The organism is Xanthobacter tagetidis, assembly GCF_003667445.1.
Taxonomy (GTDB): domain Bacteria; phylum Pseudomonadota; class Alphaproteobacteria; order Rhizobiales; family Xanthobacteraceae; genus Xanthobacter; species Xanthobacter tagetidis.
The window spans coordinates 275,103-292,947 of the sequence record NZ_RCTF01000003.1 but is presented as its reverse complement, the minus strand read 5'-3'; the positions used below and the strand labels follow the sequence as shown (position 1 = coordinate 292,947).

Here is a 17,845-nt window from a genome sequence, read left to right as displayed (position 1 = left end):
CGCCTCTGGAGAAACTGAAATGATTGCGCTCGCTGACCCCACATTCATCGTTGCAGCCATAGCGGCACTCGCCGCGGCTGCGAGCGCATGGATTTCCTGGCGGGTGCTCCGGCAGCAGGAGAGGCACGCGAGCGAAATGTTCGTTGTAAATGTCAGGATCACCCGATCCAACGGCCTCTGGATTCTCGCTTTCGAGGCCAAAAATCTCAGCCCCTATCGCTGGCAAGCGAAATCCCTCGAAATTCTCAGTCCACGAGGGGCAGGAGTTCACCAATCGTGGGATGACATTCCGGGAAGAAATGCTTGGCATCCCCCGACGTGTGAGGCCGACAGGAAGACGCTCGTCGCAAAATGCAGAATGCGCATGGAAATAGCGCCCGCTGGCATGGAGCAGACTTTTCAAGGCGCCAAATTCAGAATGGATCATCATTGGGAGAGCGCCAGTCTATATTTGGAGTCACAAGACGAGATTACGCTCTCTATGCGACTCACCTTCTCATCGATGGATGCTCGCCAGAAAGTTGAGGTCGTGCACGTCACAAGGACGCTGCCCGCAACCAAAGCGATTGCGACCCCCTGAGTGATGAAGATCTTCAGATTCATGCCGCCTCCTCCCGCGCCACGGGGGCGTCGTCATTGGCGGCCGGAACGATGAACAGCCAGCGGTCATCCCAGGCGATGCCGCGCGAGGAGGCCGCGGCACGCATGGCCTTCTGGCCTCGCCGGGAAATGAAGCCATCCACCTCCCAGCGGGAGACGGTGGCCTGGGTCACGCCGAGCAGGTCGGCGAACGCCTGCTGCGTCGCGCAGCCAAACACGTTTCGCCGGATATGGGAGGCCGGGGTCATCATGCCCCGGACAATACATTAAATGTATGTTCGATCAACCCCCCCGCAAGCCAATTATACGGAAACTGTTTTCGCCCGCGGCGCCGCTTCGCGCACATTGCGGCGCATGAACAAGCCCTTGAAGAACCCGGACCTCGGCCGCCGCATCAAGGCGCTGCGCGACGCACTGGGGGAATCGCAGGCGGTGTTCGGCGAGCGGTTCCATGTGGAGCAGCCGACCGTCGCGCGCTGGGAGAAGGGCAGCCTGCCGGCGCGCGCGATCCTGCCGCAGCTCGCCGCTCTTGCCGGCATGCCGGAGCCGGAATTCTTCTATGGCGACGGCCCGGTGAAGACCGTGCCGCTGGTCTCATGGGTGGCCGCGTCCGGTTTCGCGCAGATGACGCCCACCCATGCCGTGGACGCCGAGCGCCACCTCACCATCGGCGACCTGCCCAGCGGCGACTATTTCGCCCTTTCTGTGCGCGGCGACAGCATGGACCGCGTGGCGCCCGACGCGGCGATCATCATCGCCAACCGCAATGAGATCGAGCTGCAGCACCGGAAATTCTACGTGTTCGAGAGCCGGGGCGAGACCACGTTCAAGCGCGCCATGCTGCGGCCCCGGCTCCGGCTCGACCCCTACTCTACCAATCCGGAGCACGAGCCCATCTTCCCGCCCGAGCCCGAGAGCGTGCGCGTGCTCGGCCGCGTGGTGCGGGTGATTACGGATCTCTAGGAGGCGCTGCATGCGGCTGGTCAAGTGCACCGATTGCGGCGCCGAGATCAGCCCGCGCGCGAAAGCCTGCCTCAAATGCGGAGCGCCGTTGCGCCGCGGTTGCAACCGCAGAACCGCCGCGATCATCTTCGGCTGCTTGGTGGCCTTCCTCATCATCGCCCGGGTCGCGCGCGAAAGCCCGCGCGATGCGGTCACCACGGCCGAGGTGATACGCGCCGAGCCGGCGCCGCAGGCCGTCGAGCCGCAGATCGCCGAATCAAACCTGATGTCCCGTGACGACGTCCTGCGCGCCATCGCCGCCTTCCGCGAAGCCTGCCGGCCGCTCGGCGGGGCCATGTGGGCGGACCTGACAGCCGTTAAGGCGCGGGTGCAGAAGGAATATGCGCCGCATCGGCTGGCCAAGGGCTGGAAAACATCCATCGAACTGGAACTCGTGGTGCCCGACAAGCCGCGCCTCATCCCGGCCTACGACGAGCGCACGGGCGTGATCGCGGGACATCACCTCTGGTATGATCTCGGCGGCGGCAAGGAGCCGGGCTTCTTCGCCAGCAAGCGGGTGTCGCAGATGCTGTGCGGCAGCCCCATCGACCAGAACGGCAACGTCACTTTCGCGAAGGCCCCAGGCCTCGCCTTCATTCCCTAGCCCATCGCCTCCAGCCCGGCGCGGAAGACGCCCGCCGCCCGCTCCAGCGATCGATAGGTCGTGGTGCCGGACTTCAGCCGGACGATCCACGGGCGCTCACGCAGGCCCCGCTCCTCTTCCGCCCAAGTGCCGTCGGGCAGCTCGACCAGTTCGAACGCCACGCGCTCATAGGCGAGCGCCGCCACAGGCTCCTTCAGCAGCCGCCCGCTCTTGCCGCGCCGATGCAGGCCGAGCCATTGCGCTTCTGCGGGATCACCTTCCAGCACGGCCTCGAGGCCGAGGCGCGTGATCAGATCTGCGCAGCCGGCGCGCACATCCGCAAGGCTTGCCACAGCCGCCATTGTGGGTGGGGAGGGCTTGCCCCGGTGCATGACGGCCTGCGCCACCAGCGGCGAGCCGAGCGCCCGCGCCTTGAGGGCCTCGACCGCGCTTAGGTCGCCGCCCGACGAGCGCCGTCACATCGCCCATCAGTAGCCCTGCCGCGTGCTTGCAGAAACGCCCGCCCCGCCCGCCGGCCGGGCAGGTGCAGAAGGCGCGCAAACCACCGCCGGAACCCTCGAACATGACGACATAAGGCACCCGCGCCGAGCCCTGCACCTGAAACCTCAGGATGTCGCCCACCGCTCCCCCCTCCAGCCCCATTCCCGCCTCCCGCAACCAGACGGGAAACTCTAGGCAAAGCCCGCCTCAAGCTGCAACGTGAGCGCGCAAGAATACATTTTCTGTATTTGCCCTATTGCCGGGAACATACATTAAATGTATGCATAACCCATCGCACCCGATGGGGACACCAATGCACCTTCCCGACCAGCTTTCCCCGCCCGAAGCGGCGGATGCGGCTCTCAACCTCGCCGGCCTCGGCGAGGTGCTGGACCGGCTCGCCGGCGCCGTCCGCAAGTTCGAGGGGTTCACCTTCGCGCGCCAGCCCGACGCGGTGAAGGCCGCCGACGAGGGCGGCGAAGAGGCCAACCGCTTCCTCGCCCACCTCCAGACGGAGATGGCCGACACCGCCGCCACCATCCTCGCCACCATGCCCATCGCCACCGAGCGCCTCGCCAAGGCGCAGGCGGCGCTGGCCGACACGCTGGCCGCCGCCGCCGCGGCCGAGCGCACCGGAAAGGCCGCGTGATGGCGCAGGTTCACAGCCCCTTTGCCCCGCGCGACGTGGTGCGCTGCGTGCAGCCCACGGGCCGGCTCATCAAGGGCCAGATCTACCAGGTGCGGGCCACGCAGCCGGCCGAGGACGTGCTCGCGGCCGCCCTCGGCGAAGGGCCCTATGTGCACCTCTACGATTTCGAAGGGGCCTTCATCGCCGCGCGCTTCGTGCTGGTGGCCCGCGCCCCCGCCAATGACGACGCCGCGCACGACGTGGCGCAGCGCATGGCGCAGGTGATGCGCGAGCGCGTGGCCCTGGCGGGCTCCTGCGACGTGCACGACCTGGCCCGCGCCGGATTCACCGCCGCGCAGATCATCGAATATGCCGACGAGGCCCGCGGCATCGCCGGCCCGCTGCCCGCCGAGGTGGCGTGATGGTCCGCACGCTCGGCCTGCGCCTGAGCAATCCCTTCCGGCGCCACTGCCCCCCGGCGCCGGGACAAGCGGAGCCGCAGCCGCCAAGAGACCTCGGCTGCGGCTCCGCACCTTCCCCCTACCCAACAGATCCAACGGCAGCCGTCGCACAGCAGTGCGCCCTTGGCGCCGTGCACATCGGCGCCGGGGTCGGCCTGCTCTGGCTCGCCGGCGCCGCCGCTCTCTTCCAGGCCACGCGCGAGATGATGGAGGTGTGACCCATGGCGCTCATCACCTATTCGCCCTCCGGCACCGGCCCCGGCGCCATCGCCAAGCTGGTGTGGGCCGCAAGCCAGGCGCTGCTGCAGGCGGCGCGCGACGGCCAGCGCGAGGCCGCCGAGCAGATCGGCATGTGGCTCGCCAACACGCGGCCCGACCCGCGCTGCACGCCCCGCGTCCAGCGCACCATCGACCGCAGCCTGGAGATCGCCCGCGCCCGCCTCGGCGGCGCCGGGCCTGATTTCCAGCCCATCCAGCCCGACGACGGAGAGGCGGCATGAGCGCCCGCACGCCCGCCCCCTGGATCCAGACCGGCACTGGCCGGGCGCTCGATCTCATGGCGCCGACTGCGGCCATGATCGACCTCGACACCGACGTGGCCGAGGCGCTCGCCCGCGAGCCGCGCTTCGGCGGGCACGTGCGCGGCGGCCCCTACAGCGTGGCGCAGCACATGGTGCTCGGCGCCGACGCCATCGTGGCGCAGACCGGCAGCATCGAGACCGCGCAGGCGTTCATCCTGCACGACGCGCACGAATATGCCTGCAAGGACATCATGACGCCGCTGGCGCAGGCGCTCGACCTTCGCGTCGGCAAGGTGATCGAGGATCACCTGCGGCTTGCCGGAACGCCGCCCACGATGATCGCCGGCGCCGGCGCGGGGATCTTCCGCATCGCGCTCGCCGGCCTCAAGGCCGACCTCGACCGCGCCATCCACGCCGCCGCCGGCCACCCCTGGCCGTTGGCGCCGGAGATCGCCCGGCGCGTGGCCGAATGGGACCTCGCCATGCTGGCCGCCGAGCGCCGCCATTTGCTCGCGCCCGCGCCGAAGCCGTGGGACCCCGCGGTGGAGGATTGGGCGCCCGCGAAGCTCAAGGGCCGCATCCAGGTGTGGCCCTGGCCCAAGGCCGCCGACGAATGGCGCGCGCGCCTCCACACCTACTTCCCCCACCTCGCCGCCAAGCGGGCGGCGTGAGCCTCATCCGCGCCCGAGCAGGGGCCCGGCACGGGCGCCTTCGCGAACGGCGCAAACGAAACGGAGACCTTCGATGCAGCGCATTCGCGACGCACAGACCATCATCGGCGCCCTGGAGGGCGGCGATCTCGCGCAGGAAATGTCGGTCCAGATCACCGGCGCGCTCGCCCAGCTCAAGGAGCTCACCGGCGGTCGCCCCAAGGCGAAGGCCAAGGGCAAGGTGGTGCTCACCCTCGACATTGAGGTGGAAGGCTCTCAGGCCACCATCACCGGTGCCATCGAGGCCAAGGTGCCGAAGCCCGCGCGCGGCTCGAGCTTCTATTGGGTGCTCGACGACGGCTCCCTCAGCACCGAGCACCCCCAGCAGATGAACATGTTCGCCGGCCCGCGCCCGCTCGCGGCCGCTGGCGACGCCTGAGCCCCTCCCCAGCCCGAAAGGCCCTTTCCCATGGCACCCACGAAACCCGCCCCCCACATCGAACTGCTGGCCGAGAGCATCGGCATGCCCCCCGTCGCGCCCGGCTTCGACGCCAAGTTCATCGCCGACCTCGGCGCCAAGGCGGCCGAGCCGACGACGATCACCATCGACCTCGCTGCGCTGAACGATAACGGCCTGCCGCCACGCGTCGATCTCGGCTGGGACCCGAAGAACGGACAGATCGTCGGCCTCAAGAGCCACATCGAACAGTACCGCATCCGGCCGAAGCTCAAGACCGGCACCGCCAAGGCGCTCACGCTGCAAAGCTTCATCGACCTGGCGCTGCGCCACAAGACCGCGCATTCAGCGGTGTTCGCGGACACCACCTGGCAGAAGCCCGGCTTCACGGCGGTGATCGACTATCACGAGGCGGCCGAGGGCGGCGCGGCGGACAACGGCAAGCACCGCATCCATTACGATTTCCCGCTCTCCGAGGAGTGGAAGGCCTGGGTGAAGATGGACGGCGAGGCGATGTCGCAACTGGACTTCGCGGCCTTCCTCGAAGACCACGTGATGGAGCTCTCCAGCCCCTACGACACCGAGAAGAGCGAGCTGGAGCGGGAATTCGCCACCACCGTGGCGACACCGGCGGACGTGGTGCAGCTCTCCCGCGGGCTGCATGTGCACGTCGCCAGCGCGGTGAAGAATGCGCACACGCTCCAGTCCGGCGCCGGGCAGATCCAGTGGCAGGAGGAGCACCAGACGGCGGACGGCAAGCCGCTCACCGTGCCCGGCATCTTCATCCTCTCCATCTCCCCATTCTTCATGGGCGAGAAGGTGCGCGTGCCGGTGCGCCTGCGTTATCGCACCGCCAACAGCAAGATCATCTGGTTCTACCAGATCTACCGGCCCGACGTGCACGTGACCGAGCGCGTGCGCGCTGACCTCGACATCGTCGCCGAGCAGACCGGCCTGCCCTGCTTCGAGGGCACGCCGGAGATGAACGCGGCCTGACGCGCCCGCCAGGAAGGAGCCGGAAACTATGGCCTCCGCCGCCGCTCCCGGCGCCCGCGCCGAGCACCTCGAGCGCCGCCGCCGCGACGTGGCGGCGGACTATGCCAAAGCCGCGCGCCGGCATGCCCCGCGCGCAGCCCTCGCCGCCCGGCTGGTGCGTGCCACCTGCGACCTCCTGCGCGAGGAAATCCGCGCCGCCAGGCGCAAGGCCGCCGCCCGCCGCATCGACCGCGAGGCCGAGGCCATCACCGCCGATTTGTTCGGGGACCAGACATCATGAAAATCACTGCCGAACGCGACGCGCTCCTCTCCGCCGTCGAGCGGGCCGCCCGCGTGATCGAGCGGCGCAACACCATCCCGATCCTCGGCACCATGAAGGTGGTGGCGGAGAAGGGCCGCCTGGTGCTCACCGGCACCGATCTGGACATGGAGGTGACCACCACCTGCCCGGCCGAGGTGGCCCAGGCCGGCGGCGCCGCGATGCCGCTCACCGCCGTGGAATTCCTCAAGAAGCTGCCAGCCGGCGCAAAGCTGGAGATCACCACCGAAAAGGGCCGCGCCACGCTGAAGGCCGGCCGCAGCCGCGCCACGCTCAACACGCTGGACGTGGACGATTTCCCCGAGCTGTCCGCCGTGGCCGGCGAGGCGGCCGAATTCCCGCTCGCGGCCTCGAGCCTCGCCACCATGATCGAGCGCGTTTCTTTCGCCATCTCCACCGAGGAGACGCGCTATTACTTGAACGGCATCTATCTGCATGGCGCCGTCTGCGAAGATGGCCCGCTGCTGCGCGCCGTGGCGACGGACGGCCACCGCCTGGCGCTGCACAACATCCTCGCGCCCGAGGGCGCCCATCCCATGCCGGGCGTGATCGTGCCGCGCAAGGCCGTCGCCGAGATCGCACGACTCATCAAGCCTTTGGGCGATGAGGCGGTGACGCTCCGCGTGAGCCCGACGCGGCTCTCGCTGACCGCGGGCGTCACCACGCTGGCCACCAAGCTGATCGACGGCACCTTCCCGGACTATGACCGCGTCATCCCCAAGGATGGCGAGCACCGCGCCCTCCTGGACGTGGCGGCACTGGACGCGTCCGTTGCGCGCGTCTCCACCGTCTCCAGCGAGCGCGGGCGGGCGGTGAAGTTCGCATTCGCCGAGGGCCTCCTCACCCTCTCCGTCACCAATCCCGACACGGGCGAGGCGCGCGACGAAGTGGAGGCGCAGTGGTCCGCCCCGCCGCTGGAGATCGGCTTCAACGCCGGCTACGTGGCCGACATCCTCGGCGCCCTGCCCGGCAAGGCCGCGCGCCTCGCCATGAAGGATGCCGGCTCCCCCTGCCTCATCACCGCCGAGGGCGACAACGCGTCGCTCTTCGTGCTCATGCCGATGCGGGTGTGAACCATGATCGAGAAGCAGGACGGCCGCCGGCCGGATGGCCCGCCCGAGGACTATGATCGCGCGACGACCACTCGCGAAACTGCCGCCCCGCCAGCCAGGCCGCCAGCCAGGACATGGACGATGAAATCCCGTTCTGAGCCCGCGCCCGGCGGCCCGGGCAACGGCGCCATGGCCGCGGCTCTGCTGCGTGCCGGCTACGACACCGACGCCGCGCGGCTGCACGATCTCGCGGTGCGCATGCTCCGGCGCAACCGGGGCAACCTGGCGGCCGCCGCGCGCGGCGCCGCCGCCGTGGTGCGCGAGGATGCCGGCCTGCTGCGCGCTCTGTTCGGCGCCGAAGCCGAGGCGCGCCTCGAAGCCTATCTGCGCCAGGTGGCGGCCGACATGGCCGGCCCCGGCGCGCCGCCATCGCCTGAGACGGGACAAGCATCGCGCACCTCGCATGAGGACATGAGCTGGACCCCCGCTCTCAGGCGACCCGTTGGAGGTGAGGAAGGACATGCGCACCCTGCCTCGTTCGAGGACGAAAGCCGCGTACCCTCTTCACCTCCCCCCGATCGGAGCCGCGTGGGACAGCAAACCAGCGCCGCCGAGCAGGCGGACAAAATGGCTTTTCCCGCGCGCGCTCCGACCCCATCGATCCGGCCGGGACAGTTGAGCCATGCCTCGCACGAGGACAGTTGCGCACCACCCGCGCCGGATCGACCCCTCCCCGGCCATGCGCGCCGCGGCGCCGCCGGCATCGCCGCGGTGCAGGGCGCCATCGCCAAGAGCCTGTTCGACACCTTCACGGTGGAGGGCACGCCCATCGGCGCCATGACCTTCGGCATGGCCCGCCGGCTGGCGCGGCGCACCGGCATTGAGCACCACGTGCTCTCGGCGATCATCGCCCATGTGCAGGCGCCCGATTCCACCACAATCCGCGAGGCGATCCGCGAGGAGACGCTGCGCACGGCCATCATCGAGGCAGAAAGGCGCGCCAATGCCGGCTGATCTCATCGCCACGCTCATGGAATTGCAGGCGCGGCGCAAGTTCCACATTTCCCTCGCCAACAAGAACACCAATGCCGCTGGCGCCCTGGTGCGCCGCGCGCTCGGCTGGCGCTACGACGACCCGCAGAAGGAGAAGGTGAACAAGCGCGCCGCCGGGCTGCTGGCGGCCGCGCTCGCCGGCAAGCCGCCGAAGCCGGAGGACGCCGCCGTGATGGCGGCCGTGGAGGCGGACCTTCAGCTCATCGCCCATGCGGTCGGCCTCTATGGCCGCGCGCGCCACGAGGTCGAGATGGAAATGGCGCGCGCCGTGCGCCGCCTGCCCATCCACCCCTTCGCCAAGGCGGTGAAGGGCCTGGGCGATCTCGGCCTCGCGGTCATCATCGGCGAGGCCGGCGACATCGGCGCCTATGCCCATGAGGATCCGCTGCACAAGCGCCTCGGGCTCATGACCTTCGAGGGCAAGGCCTTCTCCACCTGGCGGCGGGAAGGCGGCCTTTCGGCCGAGGACTGGACGCGGGCGGGCTATGCGCCGCGCCGCCGGGCGGAGATGTTCGCCGTGATCGGCGAGCCGCTGTTCCGCGCGCAGAGCGTGGCCAAGGGCCCCTACCGCGCCATCTATGACACGCGCCGCGCCCGCACCGCTGAGACGCGGCCGGACTGGACCAAGGGCCACTCGCACCACGACGCCTTGCGGGTAATGACGAAGGCCCTGATTTCCGACCTCAGGTCGGCGTGGAGGCGGGACGGAGATTGTGCACCCGCGAGGGACAGAAGAAGCGCACCCGCCTCCACGATTGGCAGCGCGGAGGCTGCCGCATGACGCCGCATCGCAAGCAGGCCACCACCACCATGGCCCTCACAATGGTTGCCTTCGCCTTGTTCGTGGCGGTGCTGTTCATGGTGTTCTTCCGCGTGCTCGGCGCACGCGCCGAGCCGATCGCGCCCGGCGCCATCCATGTGATCGACGGCGACACCATCGCCGTAGGGCCCGAGCGCTACCGCCTCGTTGGCTTCGACACGCCGGAGGCCGGCCCGCGCGCCCGTTGCCCAGCCGAGCGCGCGCTCGCCGCCCAGGCGACGCAGCGCCTGCGGCGCCTGGTGGCCGCCGGCGGGCTCGACCTCGCCGAGGTGGACTGCCGCTGCCGCCCGGGCACCGCGGGCACGCCGCGCTGCAATCACGGCCGCCGCTGCGGCCGCCTCACCGCCGCCGGCCGCGACGTGGGCGAACTGCTGATCGCCGAGGGCCTGGCGCAGCCCTATCTCTACGACCCGGCCCACCCGGCGCCGCCGGCCGACTGGTGCGGGAGGTGAGGATGGCCAAGCTGCTCACCATGGACGAGGCCGCGCGGGAGATGGGCATCTGCACCACCACCTTGCGCGAGCACGTGCGGCATGGCGAAATTCCCTTCATCTCCCTCGGGCGCGGCGAGAAGCGCAAGCGCCGCATGTTCGACCCGGCGGACCTTCAGGCCTTCATCGCCGCGCGCAGGGAGCGGGAAACGTGTCCGTCTACAAAGACAAGCGGAGCCCCTACTACCAATATGACTTCCAGGTGCGAGGTGCTCGACATTTCGGTTCTACGGGCTGCACATCGCGCCGCGAAGCAGAGCGATTCGAGGAAGAGCGCAGGCAGCTCGCGAAGGCGGCGACGCGCCGGGCAGCCGGCGAGCCGCTGACGATCTCGCAGGCGACGGCCAAGTTCTGGACCGAGGTCGGCCAGCATTACCGCGGCGGCTACAATGCCACCTTTCTCGCCGCGCTCGAGTGGATCGCGCTGCAACTCGGAAAGACCACCCTCCTCCATGAGATCGGCCGGCGCCAGGTGTCCGAGGCCGTGGCCCGCCGGCGGGCCGACGGCGTCAGCAACGCCACCATCAACCGCACCGTCACCGAGCCGCTGCGCCGCGTGCTCGGCCGCGCTCGCAAGCACTGGGAGCAGGAGGTGCAGGACATCCCCTGGCGCGACTTCCTCCTGCCCGAGCCGAAGGAGCGCGTGCGCGAGCTGCGCGCCGACGAAGAGACGCGCCTGTTCGCGGCGCTGCGGCCCGACTATCACCCCGTCGTGCGGTTCGCGCTCATGTCCGGCTGCCGGCTGGCGGAATGCGTGGGCCTGACGTGGGACGACATCGATTGGGGCGGGCGCACCATCACCATCCGCGGCAAGGGCGCCAAGGTGGACACCATCCCGCTCACCTCCGGCCTGCGCGAGCTGCTCTGGCCGCTGCAGGGCAACGACGCCGAGGCCGTCTTTACCTATGTGGCGGACCGCGCGGATGGCGACATCCGAAAGGGCGATCGCCTGCCGGTGACCTATGAGGGGCTCAAGACGCAGTGGCGGCGCGCGAAGGCGACTGCGAGCCTGGCCGATTTCCGCTTCCACGACACGCGCCACACCGCGGCTACGCGGCTCTTGCGATCGAGCGGAAACCTGAAGCTGGTGCAGAAGCTGCTGCGGCACGAGGACGTCGCCACGACCACCAAGTACGCCCACGCCCACGACGAAGATCTGCGGCGCGCCATGGAGGCGGTCGAAAACAAAACCGCGACGGAAAGTCCCGGAAAATCCCCGGAAAGGCCGATCCGGAAGAGCAAAAAGCGCTGAACCATCAATCAGCTAAGGGCGATCCGCAACGACGCTCCCAAAGCAGATGCGCTACCAGGCTGCGCTATGCTCCGATGGCCACATGGAGGCGCGCCATTGCTACAGTTGGCGGGCACCGAACGCAAGCGTGATGGACCGGAAGCGCCCCCGTCCGCCGGAGATCCTCCCGCAGCCGTCGCGCGAGCCCGGACATCCTTCCGGCCCTCGACCGGACCAGGATGGCGCTTCAGCCGCCCGACCGGAACGGCGAACCTTCGCTGTCTCCGGCCTCGGCCGACCGGCGGCGGCGGACCTTATCGAAAAGGCCTGAACTTGGCTGCCGGAGGGCCCTGCCGACGCCAATGCCGGTGACGGCCGCATAGATCATAAGATAGCCGGTGATCTGGAGCGTGAAGTCGACGGTCGAGTGCAGGACCCCCAGCACCCCCACGAGCAAGGCCCCAAGGATGTAGGGGTCATGCGGCCGCCGGATGACGCCGCGCACAAGCAGGACGAAGCACAGGCAGAAGAAGGCGGCCACTCCCGCCATCAACGGAAGGCCGCCCGTCAATGCCAGTTCAAGCGGCGTGCTGTGGGCCATGTTCCATACCCCGCCGATATCGATGTCATCGCTGCGCAGAGCGGGAAACACGCTGGGAAACGTCCCGAGTCCGGTGCCGAGGATCGGATGCTGGGCAATGCCCTCGATCACCGAGCGGTAGACCTCAGAGCGATTTTCGTCGTCCAACCCGCGCTGCGCGACGCGCGCACGCAGCCCTTGGCCGACGAACACATAGCCCACAGCGAAGATCGCAAGCGCCAGCGGCACCATGAACTTCCAGGCGCGGGCCTGGCGCCAGAGCACCACAAGGCAACCGATGGCTGCGAGAACCACAGTGATCGCGAGGCTGGAGCGGGATTTCGCGAGCGGGATGAGCAGCCCGAGCACCAGCGCGGACGCAACAAGACCGATGAACACGCGCCGCTGCGTGCCGGACGGGATCACGGCCTCGATGGAAGGCAACGTCCCGCCCGACTTGCGTAGCACCGCGCTCAAATGGTGAAGGATGAGCACGAGGCACAGGAGAAACGCGGAGCCGAGGTAGGTCGAGGTCGTGTTCTTGTTCAGAAAGAAGGTCGTCAGCGCCCCCGGCACGTCCGTCGGCCGAAGCGCATCTATATCAAAGATCAATGCGACGAGACCCAGCAGTCCGGACAGGCAGGCAACAACGATCAGCACCCGGAAGATCAGTTCGACCCGGCGCGCATCGTCGGAGACCACAACGCCGGCGATGAACAGCAGCGACGCCAGCAGCGGGCCTCCGGTGGCCAACAGGGGCGCATCGCGCACGGCGGTGGAAAGCGCGGGCAGATCGATCCCGAGCAATCCGCTGGCCTGGGGCCAGATGGATTGCGGAAGAAATCCAGAAGCCTGCGATTGGAGCAGAGCAACGGCGATGAATCCGCCTGCGAGCGACCCGCAGGCCGCGATCACGAGAGCCGGTGCGCCGCTAACAGAGCGATAGGACAGCAGCAGCACGCAGAGGCAGGTGAGCGCACCCCACACCAGTGTCCAAACCAGTTCCACCGAACCATCCGGAAGGGGACAGAGGGCGAGCGTGCCAAGCAGCAGGACGAACCCTGCACGATCGGCAATCCCGTGCCGCGGCCCGTCGGCGCCAGAGCGGGAGGCGCTGTCCGAATCCGAGGTCTCTTCAAGCATGAACGCCCTTCCGATGAGGTCCGGGAAACCGCGTTCCCCTCAGTTCCAGGGACGCGAGCCGCGAGCCGGGGCAAGGGGGAGTTCGATATCCTCCCCCGAACGCCAGACCGCCGCCGCGATCTTCGTCTGCTGCACTTCGGAGCCGGTCGCGAAGACATCCGCCAGGAACCGCCGTTCTGGATCTTCGGACCGCACGTAGTTGAAGGCGAGTAGGGTGTAGAGCTCGTTGTTCATCAGCACGCGGATCTGGTCGGCGAGCAGGTCGCGCATATCCTGATCCGTAAGCTTGGGCAGCGCATCGAGGAGCAGTTGGACGCGGCGGCCGACGCTGAAGCCTTCGTAGGGTCCGGTCTTCATGGACATGCGAATGAAGTCCGCCGCGCGCGGCGTGAAGTCCGTCCGCGCAAATTCCGTCCAGGCCAAGGCAATCCAGGCCATCGACATATTGGGATCGCACGCCAGGGCACGGGCGACCGACGCCTCCGCCGCGCCCAGATAGCGCTCAGCGGCAGCGCCATCGCCGAGCCCGATCTGCGCCTCAACCAAAGCCAAGCGAATGACGATCTCGCTCCTCAGGTCCAGCGGTATGCACAACGCTTCGTCTCGGCTCGCACGCAGCGCCTCGTCGACTTTAACCAGATCCCCCGCGGAATAGGTCCCCCCGTCGAGAAGGCCCTTGGCCACCAGATTGGCGACCAGACGATCCTCATTGATCGTGATGGGAGCAACCCGCCATCCCCACGCAGCGAAGACGACCACCAGCGCCAAAGCGACCAAACGTGCGCCAAGGCCGCTCAGGCCAAGCTGCGGTCGCGGCGGCCGGCTCGGGCGAGCGTCAGGTGTCGGCGCCATAACGGGAATGATACTGGTAGTAATAATACTTGCCGCCGTAGTTTTCGAGGCTGCGCAGGGCGGCAAGATCGGCCTTGTTCAGCAGGCAGCCAAGCACCTTCTCAGACATCTTCGGATTATTGTCGAGAATATTGCCGACCAGGTCGCGATTGGTCCGGCCCCATTCGAGGACATAAACGAAACAGTCGACGAGATGCGCGCAGGCCTGCACATCGACCACAGGCGCTACGGGGGGCAGGTCGAGGATCACGTAGTCCGCATCCTCCTTGAATTTCTCGATCGTCGCCGCCATTTCCGCCGACGCGAGAATTTCATTGGTGTGGACGATATGCCCGGCAACCAGCGAGGGCACGAACCGCAGCCCGGTAATCGGATCCAAGTGGCTGACCTCGTCCATGGTGGCTCTGCCGACGATCAACTCGAGCAGACCCGACTTGACGTTCGGCGTTATCCGCCGGGTCAGCGAAGGATTGCGAAGATCCATGTCCACCAGCAAGGCGCGCGCGCCGCTGTGCGCGATCAGCTGCGCAAAATTGGCCGCGATGGTGGATTTTCCCTCCTTCGGCAAAGTCGATGTGATGCCGATGACCTTGGCTCGGCCGAGGATGGAGATGTCGGCACTCACCTTCACCGCGCGCAGGGTCTCCGTATACCGTGAGAACGGGTCCGTCAGAACCTGTCGCAATATCCCCGTGGCGCTCTCGAAGGCGCTTGTCCGATTTCCAGACGCCGCCGACGGCGCTGAAGACGCTGTGGCGGATACCGCGAGCTTCGGCAGGACGCCGAGGCAATCCAAGCCGAGATGCTGCTCCACTTCGGCCGGGGAGCGAATGGTGCGATTCATCGATTCCCGCCAGAACGCTGCGAGAAGGCCGAGGGCAAGACCAAATACCGTGCCGCCGGCGACGATGAGCCCCACCTTGGGCTCCGCGGGTGTCAGGGGTCGGGACGCCGACGTGATCATCCGTGCTTCCGTCATGGGGAACGACAGGCGCTGGGTGGTCTGCATGAATCGTTCGAGGAAGTTGTCGTACAGCGTACGGTAGGATTGCGCTGTGCTTTCAAGCTCGCGCAGCTCTACCTGCTTATTGGCGCTCAGCTTGTTTTCGGCAACAAGCTGCTTGAGGCTCTGACTGAGACTGTCCTCCCTCGCCTTCGCAATCTGGAAGTCACTCTTGTAGCTCTCGGCGATCCGGTTCAACTCGGTGAAAATCGCGCGTTGAAGTCCCGAAATCTCGGAGCGCAGGTTGACTACGGCCACATGGTCTTCGCCATATCGCTTCGTCCACTCGGCGGCGCGCTTGACTGCGTCGAGGTACTGGCCGCGCAGTCGGGTGATGATCTCATTGCTCAGCACGTCTGAAACGGCTTCGTCGCTCGCGCCCAGTGCCGAACCCTGCTTGATGATCGACTGCACGCGCTCAAACCGCGCCCGGGATTCGGCCACCTGCGCGCGCGCCTGGATCAGTTGAGTATTCACCTCCGAGAGCTGCTGATCCGAGACCAAGCCGCGTCCGGTATCGACGATGTCATTCCGGGCCTTGAAATCCTGCACCGCCCGATCGGCTGCGAGCGCCTGTTCACGCAACTCAGCGATCCGATCCTGAAGCCAGACGCTGGCCCGGCGTGTGGCCTGATATTTCGATTCCAGCTGATCGACGATGTAGGATTCGGCCTGCTGGTTGACGATATCAGCCGAGCGCTGCCCGTCCGGCGACTTGTGGCTCAGCAGGATGGCGAACGACGCCCCTACACGCTGAACCTTGATGTTCGCCTTCAATCCATCGATAACCCGCCGCTCCAGCTCGAAATCGCTCAGCTGGGCCTGCTGAAACCAGAAGGGGAAAATTGCCTTAAGAAAGCCGGGCACTTTGTCATTCGCAGCCTGGGCCGCCAAACGGTCCTTCATGGCCTCGACGAGCTTCAATTCCTTGATAACAGCCTTGATGATCCGCTCGGACTTCAAAATCTCGACCTGGCTGTCGATCATGCCCGCGTCGGCCGAAATGGAAACTCCACCACCGTCACCCAGATCGAGGCTGCGTGACTGTTGCGTGTCGATCAAAAGCTGGCCTTCAGCGATGAACAGGGGGGTCGCGGACAGGGCATAAAAGGCCGACAGGCCGGCGATCGACGCGGCGATAGCGGCAATGAGCCACTTCCGCCGGCGAACCACAGCCAGCAAGTTTGAGACGATCTGCAGGCCATTGAAATCGGAATCGGCCGCCACTCTGGAACCTGAATTGACACGCAACATAACGGTTCCTACCTCCCCGGACTCGCCGCTCGACTCACGTCGCACCTCAGACGTACAGACAGCCCATGGACATCCGCAGCAACATAGAACCTCAACGCAGACAAGGAAAATGAGTCGAACCCGATAGGCACCACCGATTCAGCGGCAACCGCACAGCTCAAACGAAAGTGCCCCCGGACGCGCATTGCTTAGGCAAAAGCGACCGAGGGCACCAAATTTCCGAAGATCGCCGCGCGTCAGCAGAAGAACCGGCAAAAGGCGCTGACCGGACGACGCAGTACGAAGCTGATATAGCGATCGTAAGCATAGGACCGATAAGCGAGCAGCGTCCGCTTGCCCGGGCCGATAAACGCGCGATTCTGAAAGACCGACGACTGGTAATTGCCAATCATCGGCATCGAGCTTGACTGCAGGAACTGAATGCGCTGCAGCAAACCGGCCTCAGCGGACGGAGCTGCCATCAACGCCGAAGCAAATGCGGCAGCGCAAAACAAGCGGCGGGCGTTGCTGGTCATAAGTCGCTCCCCTATTTGGGCTGAAGGGAAGCTAACATGACGGATGCTTCTACGCAATCGCGAACTGCCCTCCCGGCCGACAAAATTGAGTATTTTCAAGCGATTTCGGGAGGTCGCTTGGTACCAACCATTGCGTGCCTCCAACCCCCTACCTCCGTAAGGTGACGGCCGATCGCCGGGCGCGATGCGCCTGCTGCGGCGCAGCATGAGCGCGGCCGTACCCCTGCGTCACGCATTTGCGAGCCGGAGCGAGCGACCAAGTGCCGCCCTCCTTCACGTGCCGGACCCGTCGGCCCGTCCACAGTTCGGAACCATTTGCAGTGAACAGTCCCGATGGTCGGAAGGTTTCCGATTTTTGCGCCGCATCAACGCCGGCAACGCATGGAAGAGGTCCCGGACATGGACGACACGACGCGTCACGACCCACGCGCCAGCCGCAAGGTCTATGTCTGGGACGCGCCGACCCGCCTGTTCCACTGGAGCCTCGTCGCGCTCATCGCGTTTTCGTACGCGAGCGCGCGGACCGGCAGAATCGATTGGCACTTCCTTTCGGGCTATGCGGTCCTCACCCTCCTCCTGTTCCGCATTGTATGGGGGATCATCGGCAGCGATGCCTCCCGCTTCGCCCACTTCGTGCGGGGGCCCGGCGATGCGGTGCGCTACCTCGGGTCCATCGTCTCGCGCCGGGAGGCGTCGAAGCCCGGACACAATCCCGCCGGCGGCTTGATGGTGCTCGCCATGATCGGGCTGCTGCTGGTCCAGGCCGTCACCGGCCTGTTCTCGTCCGATGGCCTGATCGTCGAAGGCCCGCTGGCCGGCTTTGTCGACGGCGCCACGAGCGAGGCGCTCACCTCATGGCATGGCTTCGTGTTCAACTTGATTCTCGTCGCGATCAGCCTGCATGTCGCGGCCGTCCTCGCGTACGCGGTGTTCGCGCGCCAGAATCTCGTGCGCCCCATGATCTTCGGCTGGATGCGCCTGCCTCAGTCGATACCAGCCCCCCGCATGGCGTCGCCGGTGCTGGCCGCGGCGGTCCTCACCGGCTGCGCGGCGATCGTCTGGTCCATCGCTTCGCTCGACTGAGCGGCACCGGCCGGGGCGTCAACAGCCCCGGCCGTTCGCGATTTGCGCGT

23 protein-coding genes and 2 pseudogenes are annotated in these 17,845 nt (G+C 67.1%); 18 read left to right on the top strand and 7 right to left on the bottom strand.

The window, feature by feature from the left end:
- Positions 1-19 precede the first annotated feature (19 nt).
- Complete coding sequence (locus D9R14_RS22830; protein WP_147452959.1) at positions 20-580, top strand: hypothetical protein; 561 nt, start codon at positions 20-22, stop codon at positions 578-580.
- Between the two features lie 19 nt (positions 581-599).
- Here D9R14_RS22830 and D9R14_RS05765 read toward each other — a convergent pair whose 3' ends face one another.
- Complete coding sequence (locus tag D9R14_RS05765; protein WP_147452958.1) at positions 600-848, bottom strand: helix-turn-helix domain-containing protein; 249 nt, start codon at positions 846-848, stop codon at positions 600-602.
- A 106-nt stretch (positions 849-954) separates the two neighbouring features.
- Between D9R14_RS05765 and D9R14_RS05760 the strand changes: the two genes are divergently transcribed.
- A complete protein-coding gene (locus tag D9R14_RS05760; protein ID WP_170168515.1) occupies positions 955-1,563 on the top strand; it encodes a S24 family peptidase in 609 nt (202 codons plus the stop codon).
- Between the two features lie 10 nt (positions 1,564-1,573).
- The gene (locus tag D9R14_RS05755; protein ID WP_121622345.1) at positions 1,574-2,206 is read left to right on the top strand and encodes a zinc ribbon domain-containing protein; all 633 of its coding nucleotides are present in this window, start codon (positions 1,574-1,576) and stop codon (positions 2,204-2,206) included.
- On the opposite strand, the gene D9R14_RS05750 is transcribed toward D9R14_RS05755, so the two are convergent.
- A complete protein-coding gene (locus tag D9R14_RS05750) occupies positions 2,203-2,592 on the bottom strand; it encodes a hypothetical protein (RefSeq protein ID WP_245420592.1) in 390 nt (129 codons plus the stop codon). The two genes, D9R14_RS05755 and D9R14_RS05750, sit on opposite strands and share 4 nt — an antisense overlap.
- 94 nt (positions 2,593-2,686) lie before the next feature.
- Positions 2,687-2,770: pseudogene (locus tag D9R14_RS23385) on the bottom strand (SWIM zinc finger family protein); the annotation flags it as partial.
- Between the two features lie 229 nt (positions 2,771-2,999).
- On the opposite strand from D9R14_RS23385, the gene D9R14_RS05740 reads away from it, so the two are divergent.
- The 14 genes and pseudogenes from D9R14_RS05740 to D9R14_RS05680 all read left to right on the top strand — a co-directional run bounded on the left by D9R14_RS05740 (position 3,000) and on the right by D9R14_RS05680 (position 11,386).
- A complete protein-coding gene (locus D9R14_RS05740; RefSeq protein ID WP_121622342.1) occupies positions 3,000-3,335 on the top strand; it encodes a hypothetical protein in 336 nt (111 codons plus the stop codon).
- Positions 3,335-3,736, top strand: coding sequence for a hypothetical protein (locus D9R14_RS05735; protein WP_121622341.1), 402 nt, complete (start codon positions 3,335-3,337; stop codon positions 3,734-3,736). Before D9R14_RS05740 ends, D9R14_RS05735 begins: the two co-directional genes overlap by 1 nt.
- On the top strand, positions 3,736-3,993 hold the full coding sequence (locus tag D9R14_RS22825) for a hypothetical protein (protein WP_147452956.1): 258 nt from the start codon (positions 3,736-3,738) through the stop codon (positions 3,991-3,993). The genes D9R14_RS05735 and D9R14_RS22825 overlap by 1 nt, the downstream gene beginning before the upstream one ends.
- 3 nt (positions 3,994-3,996) lie before the next feature.
- Entirely contained in the window at positions 3,997-4,275 is a 279-nt protein-coding gene (locus tag D9R14_RS05730; RefSeq protein ID WP_121622340.1) for a hypothetical protein, read from the top strand.
- The gene (locus D9R14_RS05725; protein WP_121622339.1) at positions 4,272-4,967 is read left to right on the top strand and encodes a hypothetical protein; all 696 of its coding nucleotides are present in this window, start codon (positions 4,272-4,274) and stop codon (positions 4,965-4,967) included. The genes D9R14_RS05730 and D9R14_RS05725 overlap by 4 nt, the downstream gene beginning before the upstream one ends.
- A 73-nt stretch (positions 4,968-5,040) precedes the next feature.
- Entirely contained in the window at positions 5,041-5,385 is a 345-nt protein-coding gene (locus D9R14_RS05720) for a YfdP family phage-associated protein (RefSeq protein ID WP_121622338.1), read from the top strand.
- Between the two features lie 30 nt (positions 5,386-5,415).
- Entirely contained in the window at positions 5,416-6,399 is a 984-nt protein-coding gene (locus tag D9R14_RS05715) for a DUF2303 family protein (protein ID WP_245420576.1), read from the top strand.
- Positions 6,400-6,427: 28 nt separating this feature from the next.
- The gene (locus D9R14_RS05710) at positions 6,428-6,679 is read left to right on the top strand and encodes a hypothetical protein (protein ID WP_121622337.1); all 252 of its coding nucleotides are present in this window, start codon (positions 6,428-6,430) and stop codon (positions 6,677-6,679) included.
- The gene (gene dnaN / locus D9R14_RS05705) at positions 6,676-7,791 is read left to right on the top strand and encodes a DNA polymerase III subunit beta (protein WP_121622336.1); all 1,116 of its coding nucleotides are present in this window, start codon (positions 6,676-6,678) and stop codon (positions 7,789-7,791) included. The genes D9R14_RS05710 and dnaN overlap by 4 nt, the downstream gene beginning before the upstream one ends.
- 3 nt (positions 7,792-7,794) lie before the next feature.
- On the top strand, positions 7,795-8,784 hold the full coding sequence (locus tag D9R14_RS05700; RefSeq protein WP_147452955.1) for a hypothetical protein: 990 nt from the start codon (positions 7,795-7,797) through the stop codon (positions 8,782-8,784).
- Entirely contained in the window at positions 8,774-9,604 is an 831-nt protein-coding gene (locus D9R14_RS05695) for a hypothetical protein (protein ID WP_121622334.1), read from the top strand. The genes D9R14_RS05700 and D9R14_RS05695 overlap by 11 nt, the downstream gene beginning before the upstream one ends.
- Entirely contained in the window at positions 9,601-10,095 is a 495-nt protein-coding gene (locus D9R14_RS05690; RefSeq protein WP_245420574.1) for a thermonuclease family protein, read from the top strand. Before D9R14_RS05695 ends, D9R14_RS05690 begins: the two co-directional genes overlap by 4 nt.
- 2 nt (positions 10,096-10,097) lie before the next feature.
- Positions 10,098-10,262, top strand: a pseudogene (locus D9R14_RS23570) (helix-turn-helix domain-containing protein); the annotation flags it as partial.
- A 23-nt stretch (positions 10,263-10,285) separates the two neighbouring features.
- Positions 10,286-11,386, top strand: coding sequence for a tyrosine-type recombinase/integrase (locus tag D9R14_RS05680; RefSeq protein ID WP_121622332.1), 1,101 nt, complete (start codon positions 10,286-10,288; stop codon positions 11,384-11,386).
- 226 nt (positions 11,387-11,612) lie between these two features.
- On the opposite strand, the gene D9R14_RS05675 is transcribed toward D9R14_RS05680, so the two are convergent.
- From D9R14_RS05675 to D9R14_RS05660, 4 genes are all read right to left on the bottom strand, one after another.
- Complete coding sequence (locus tag D9R14_RS05675; RefSeq protein WP_121622331.1) at positions 11,613-13,088, bottom strand: O-antigen ligase family protein; 1,476 nt, start codon at positions 13,086-13,088, stop codon at positions 11,613-11,615.
- 39 nt (positions 13,089-13,127) lie between these two features.
- A complete protein-coding gene (locus D9R14_RS05670; RefSeq protein ID WP_147452954.1) occupies positions 13,128-13,856 on the bottom strand; it encodes a hypothetical protein in 729 nt (242 codons plus the stop codon).
- A gap of 67 nt (positions 13,857-13,923) precedes the next feature.
- A complete protein-coding gene (locus D9R14_RS05665; RefSeq protein WP_121622329.1) occupies positions 13,924-16,197 on the bottom strand; it encodes a Wzz/FepE/Etk N-terminal domain-containing protein in 2,274 nt (757 codons plus the stop codon).
- Positions 16,198-16,433: 236 nt separating this feature from the next.
- A complete protein-coding gene (locus D9R14_RS05660) occupies positions 16,434-16,712 on the bottom strand; it encodes a hypothetical protein (RefSeq protein WP_121622328.1) in 279 nt (92 codons plus the stop codon).
- A gap of 399 nt (positions 16,713-17,111) precedes the next feature.
- Between D9R14_RS05660 and D9R14_RS05655 the strand changes: the two genes are divergently transcribed.
- The gene (locus D9R14_RS05655) at positions 17,112-17,795 is read left to right on the top strand and encodes a cytochrome b/b6 domain-containing protein (protein WP_121622327.1); all 684 of its coding nucleotides are present in this window, start codon (positions 17,112-17,114) and stop codon (positions 17,793-17,795) included.
- Positions 17,796-17,845 lie beyond the last annotated feature (50 nt).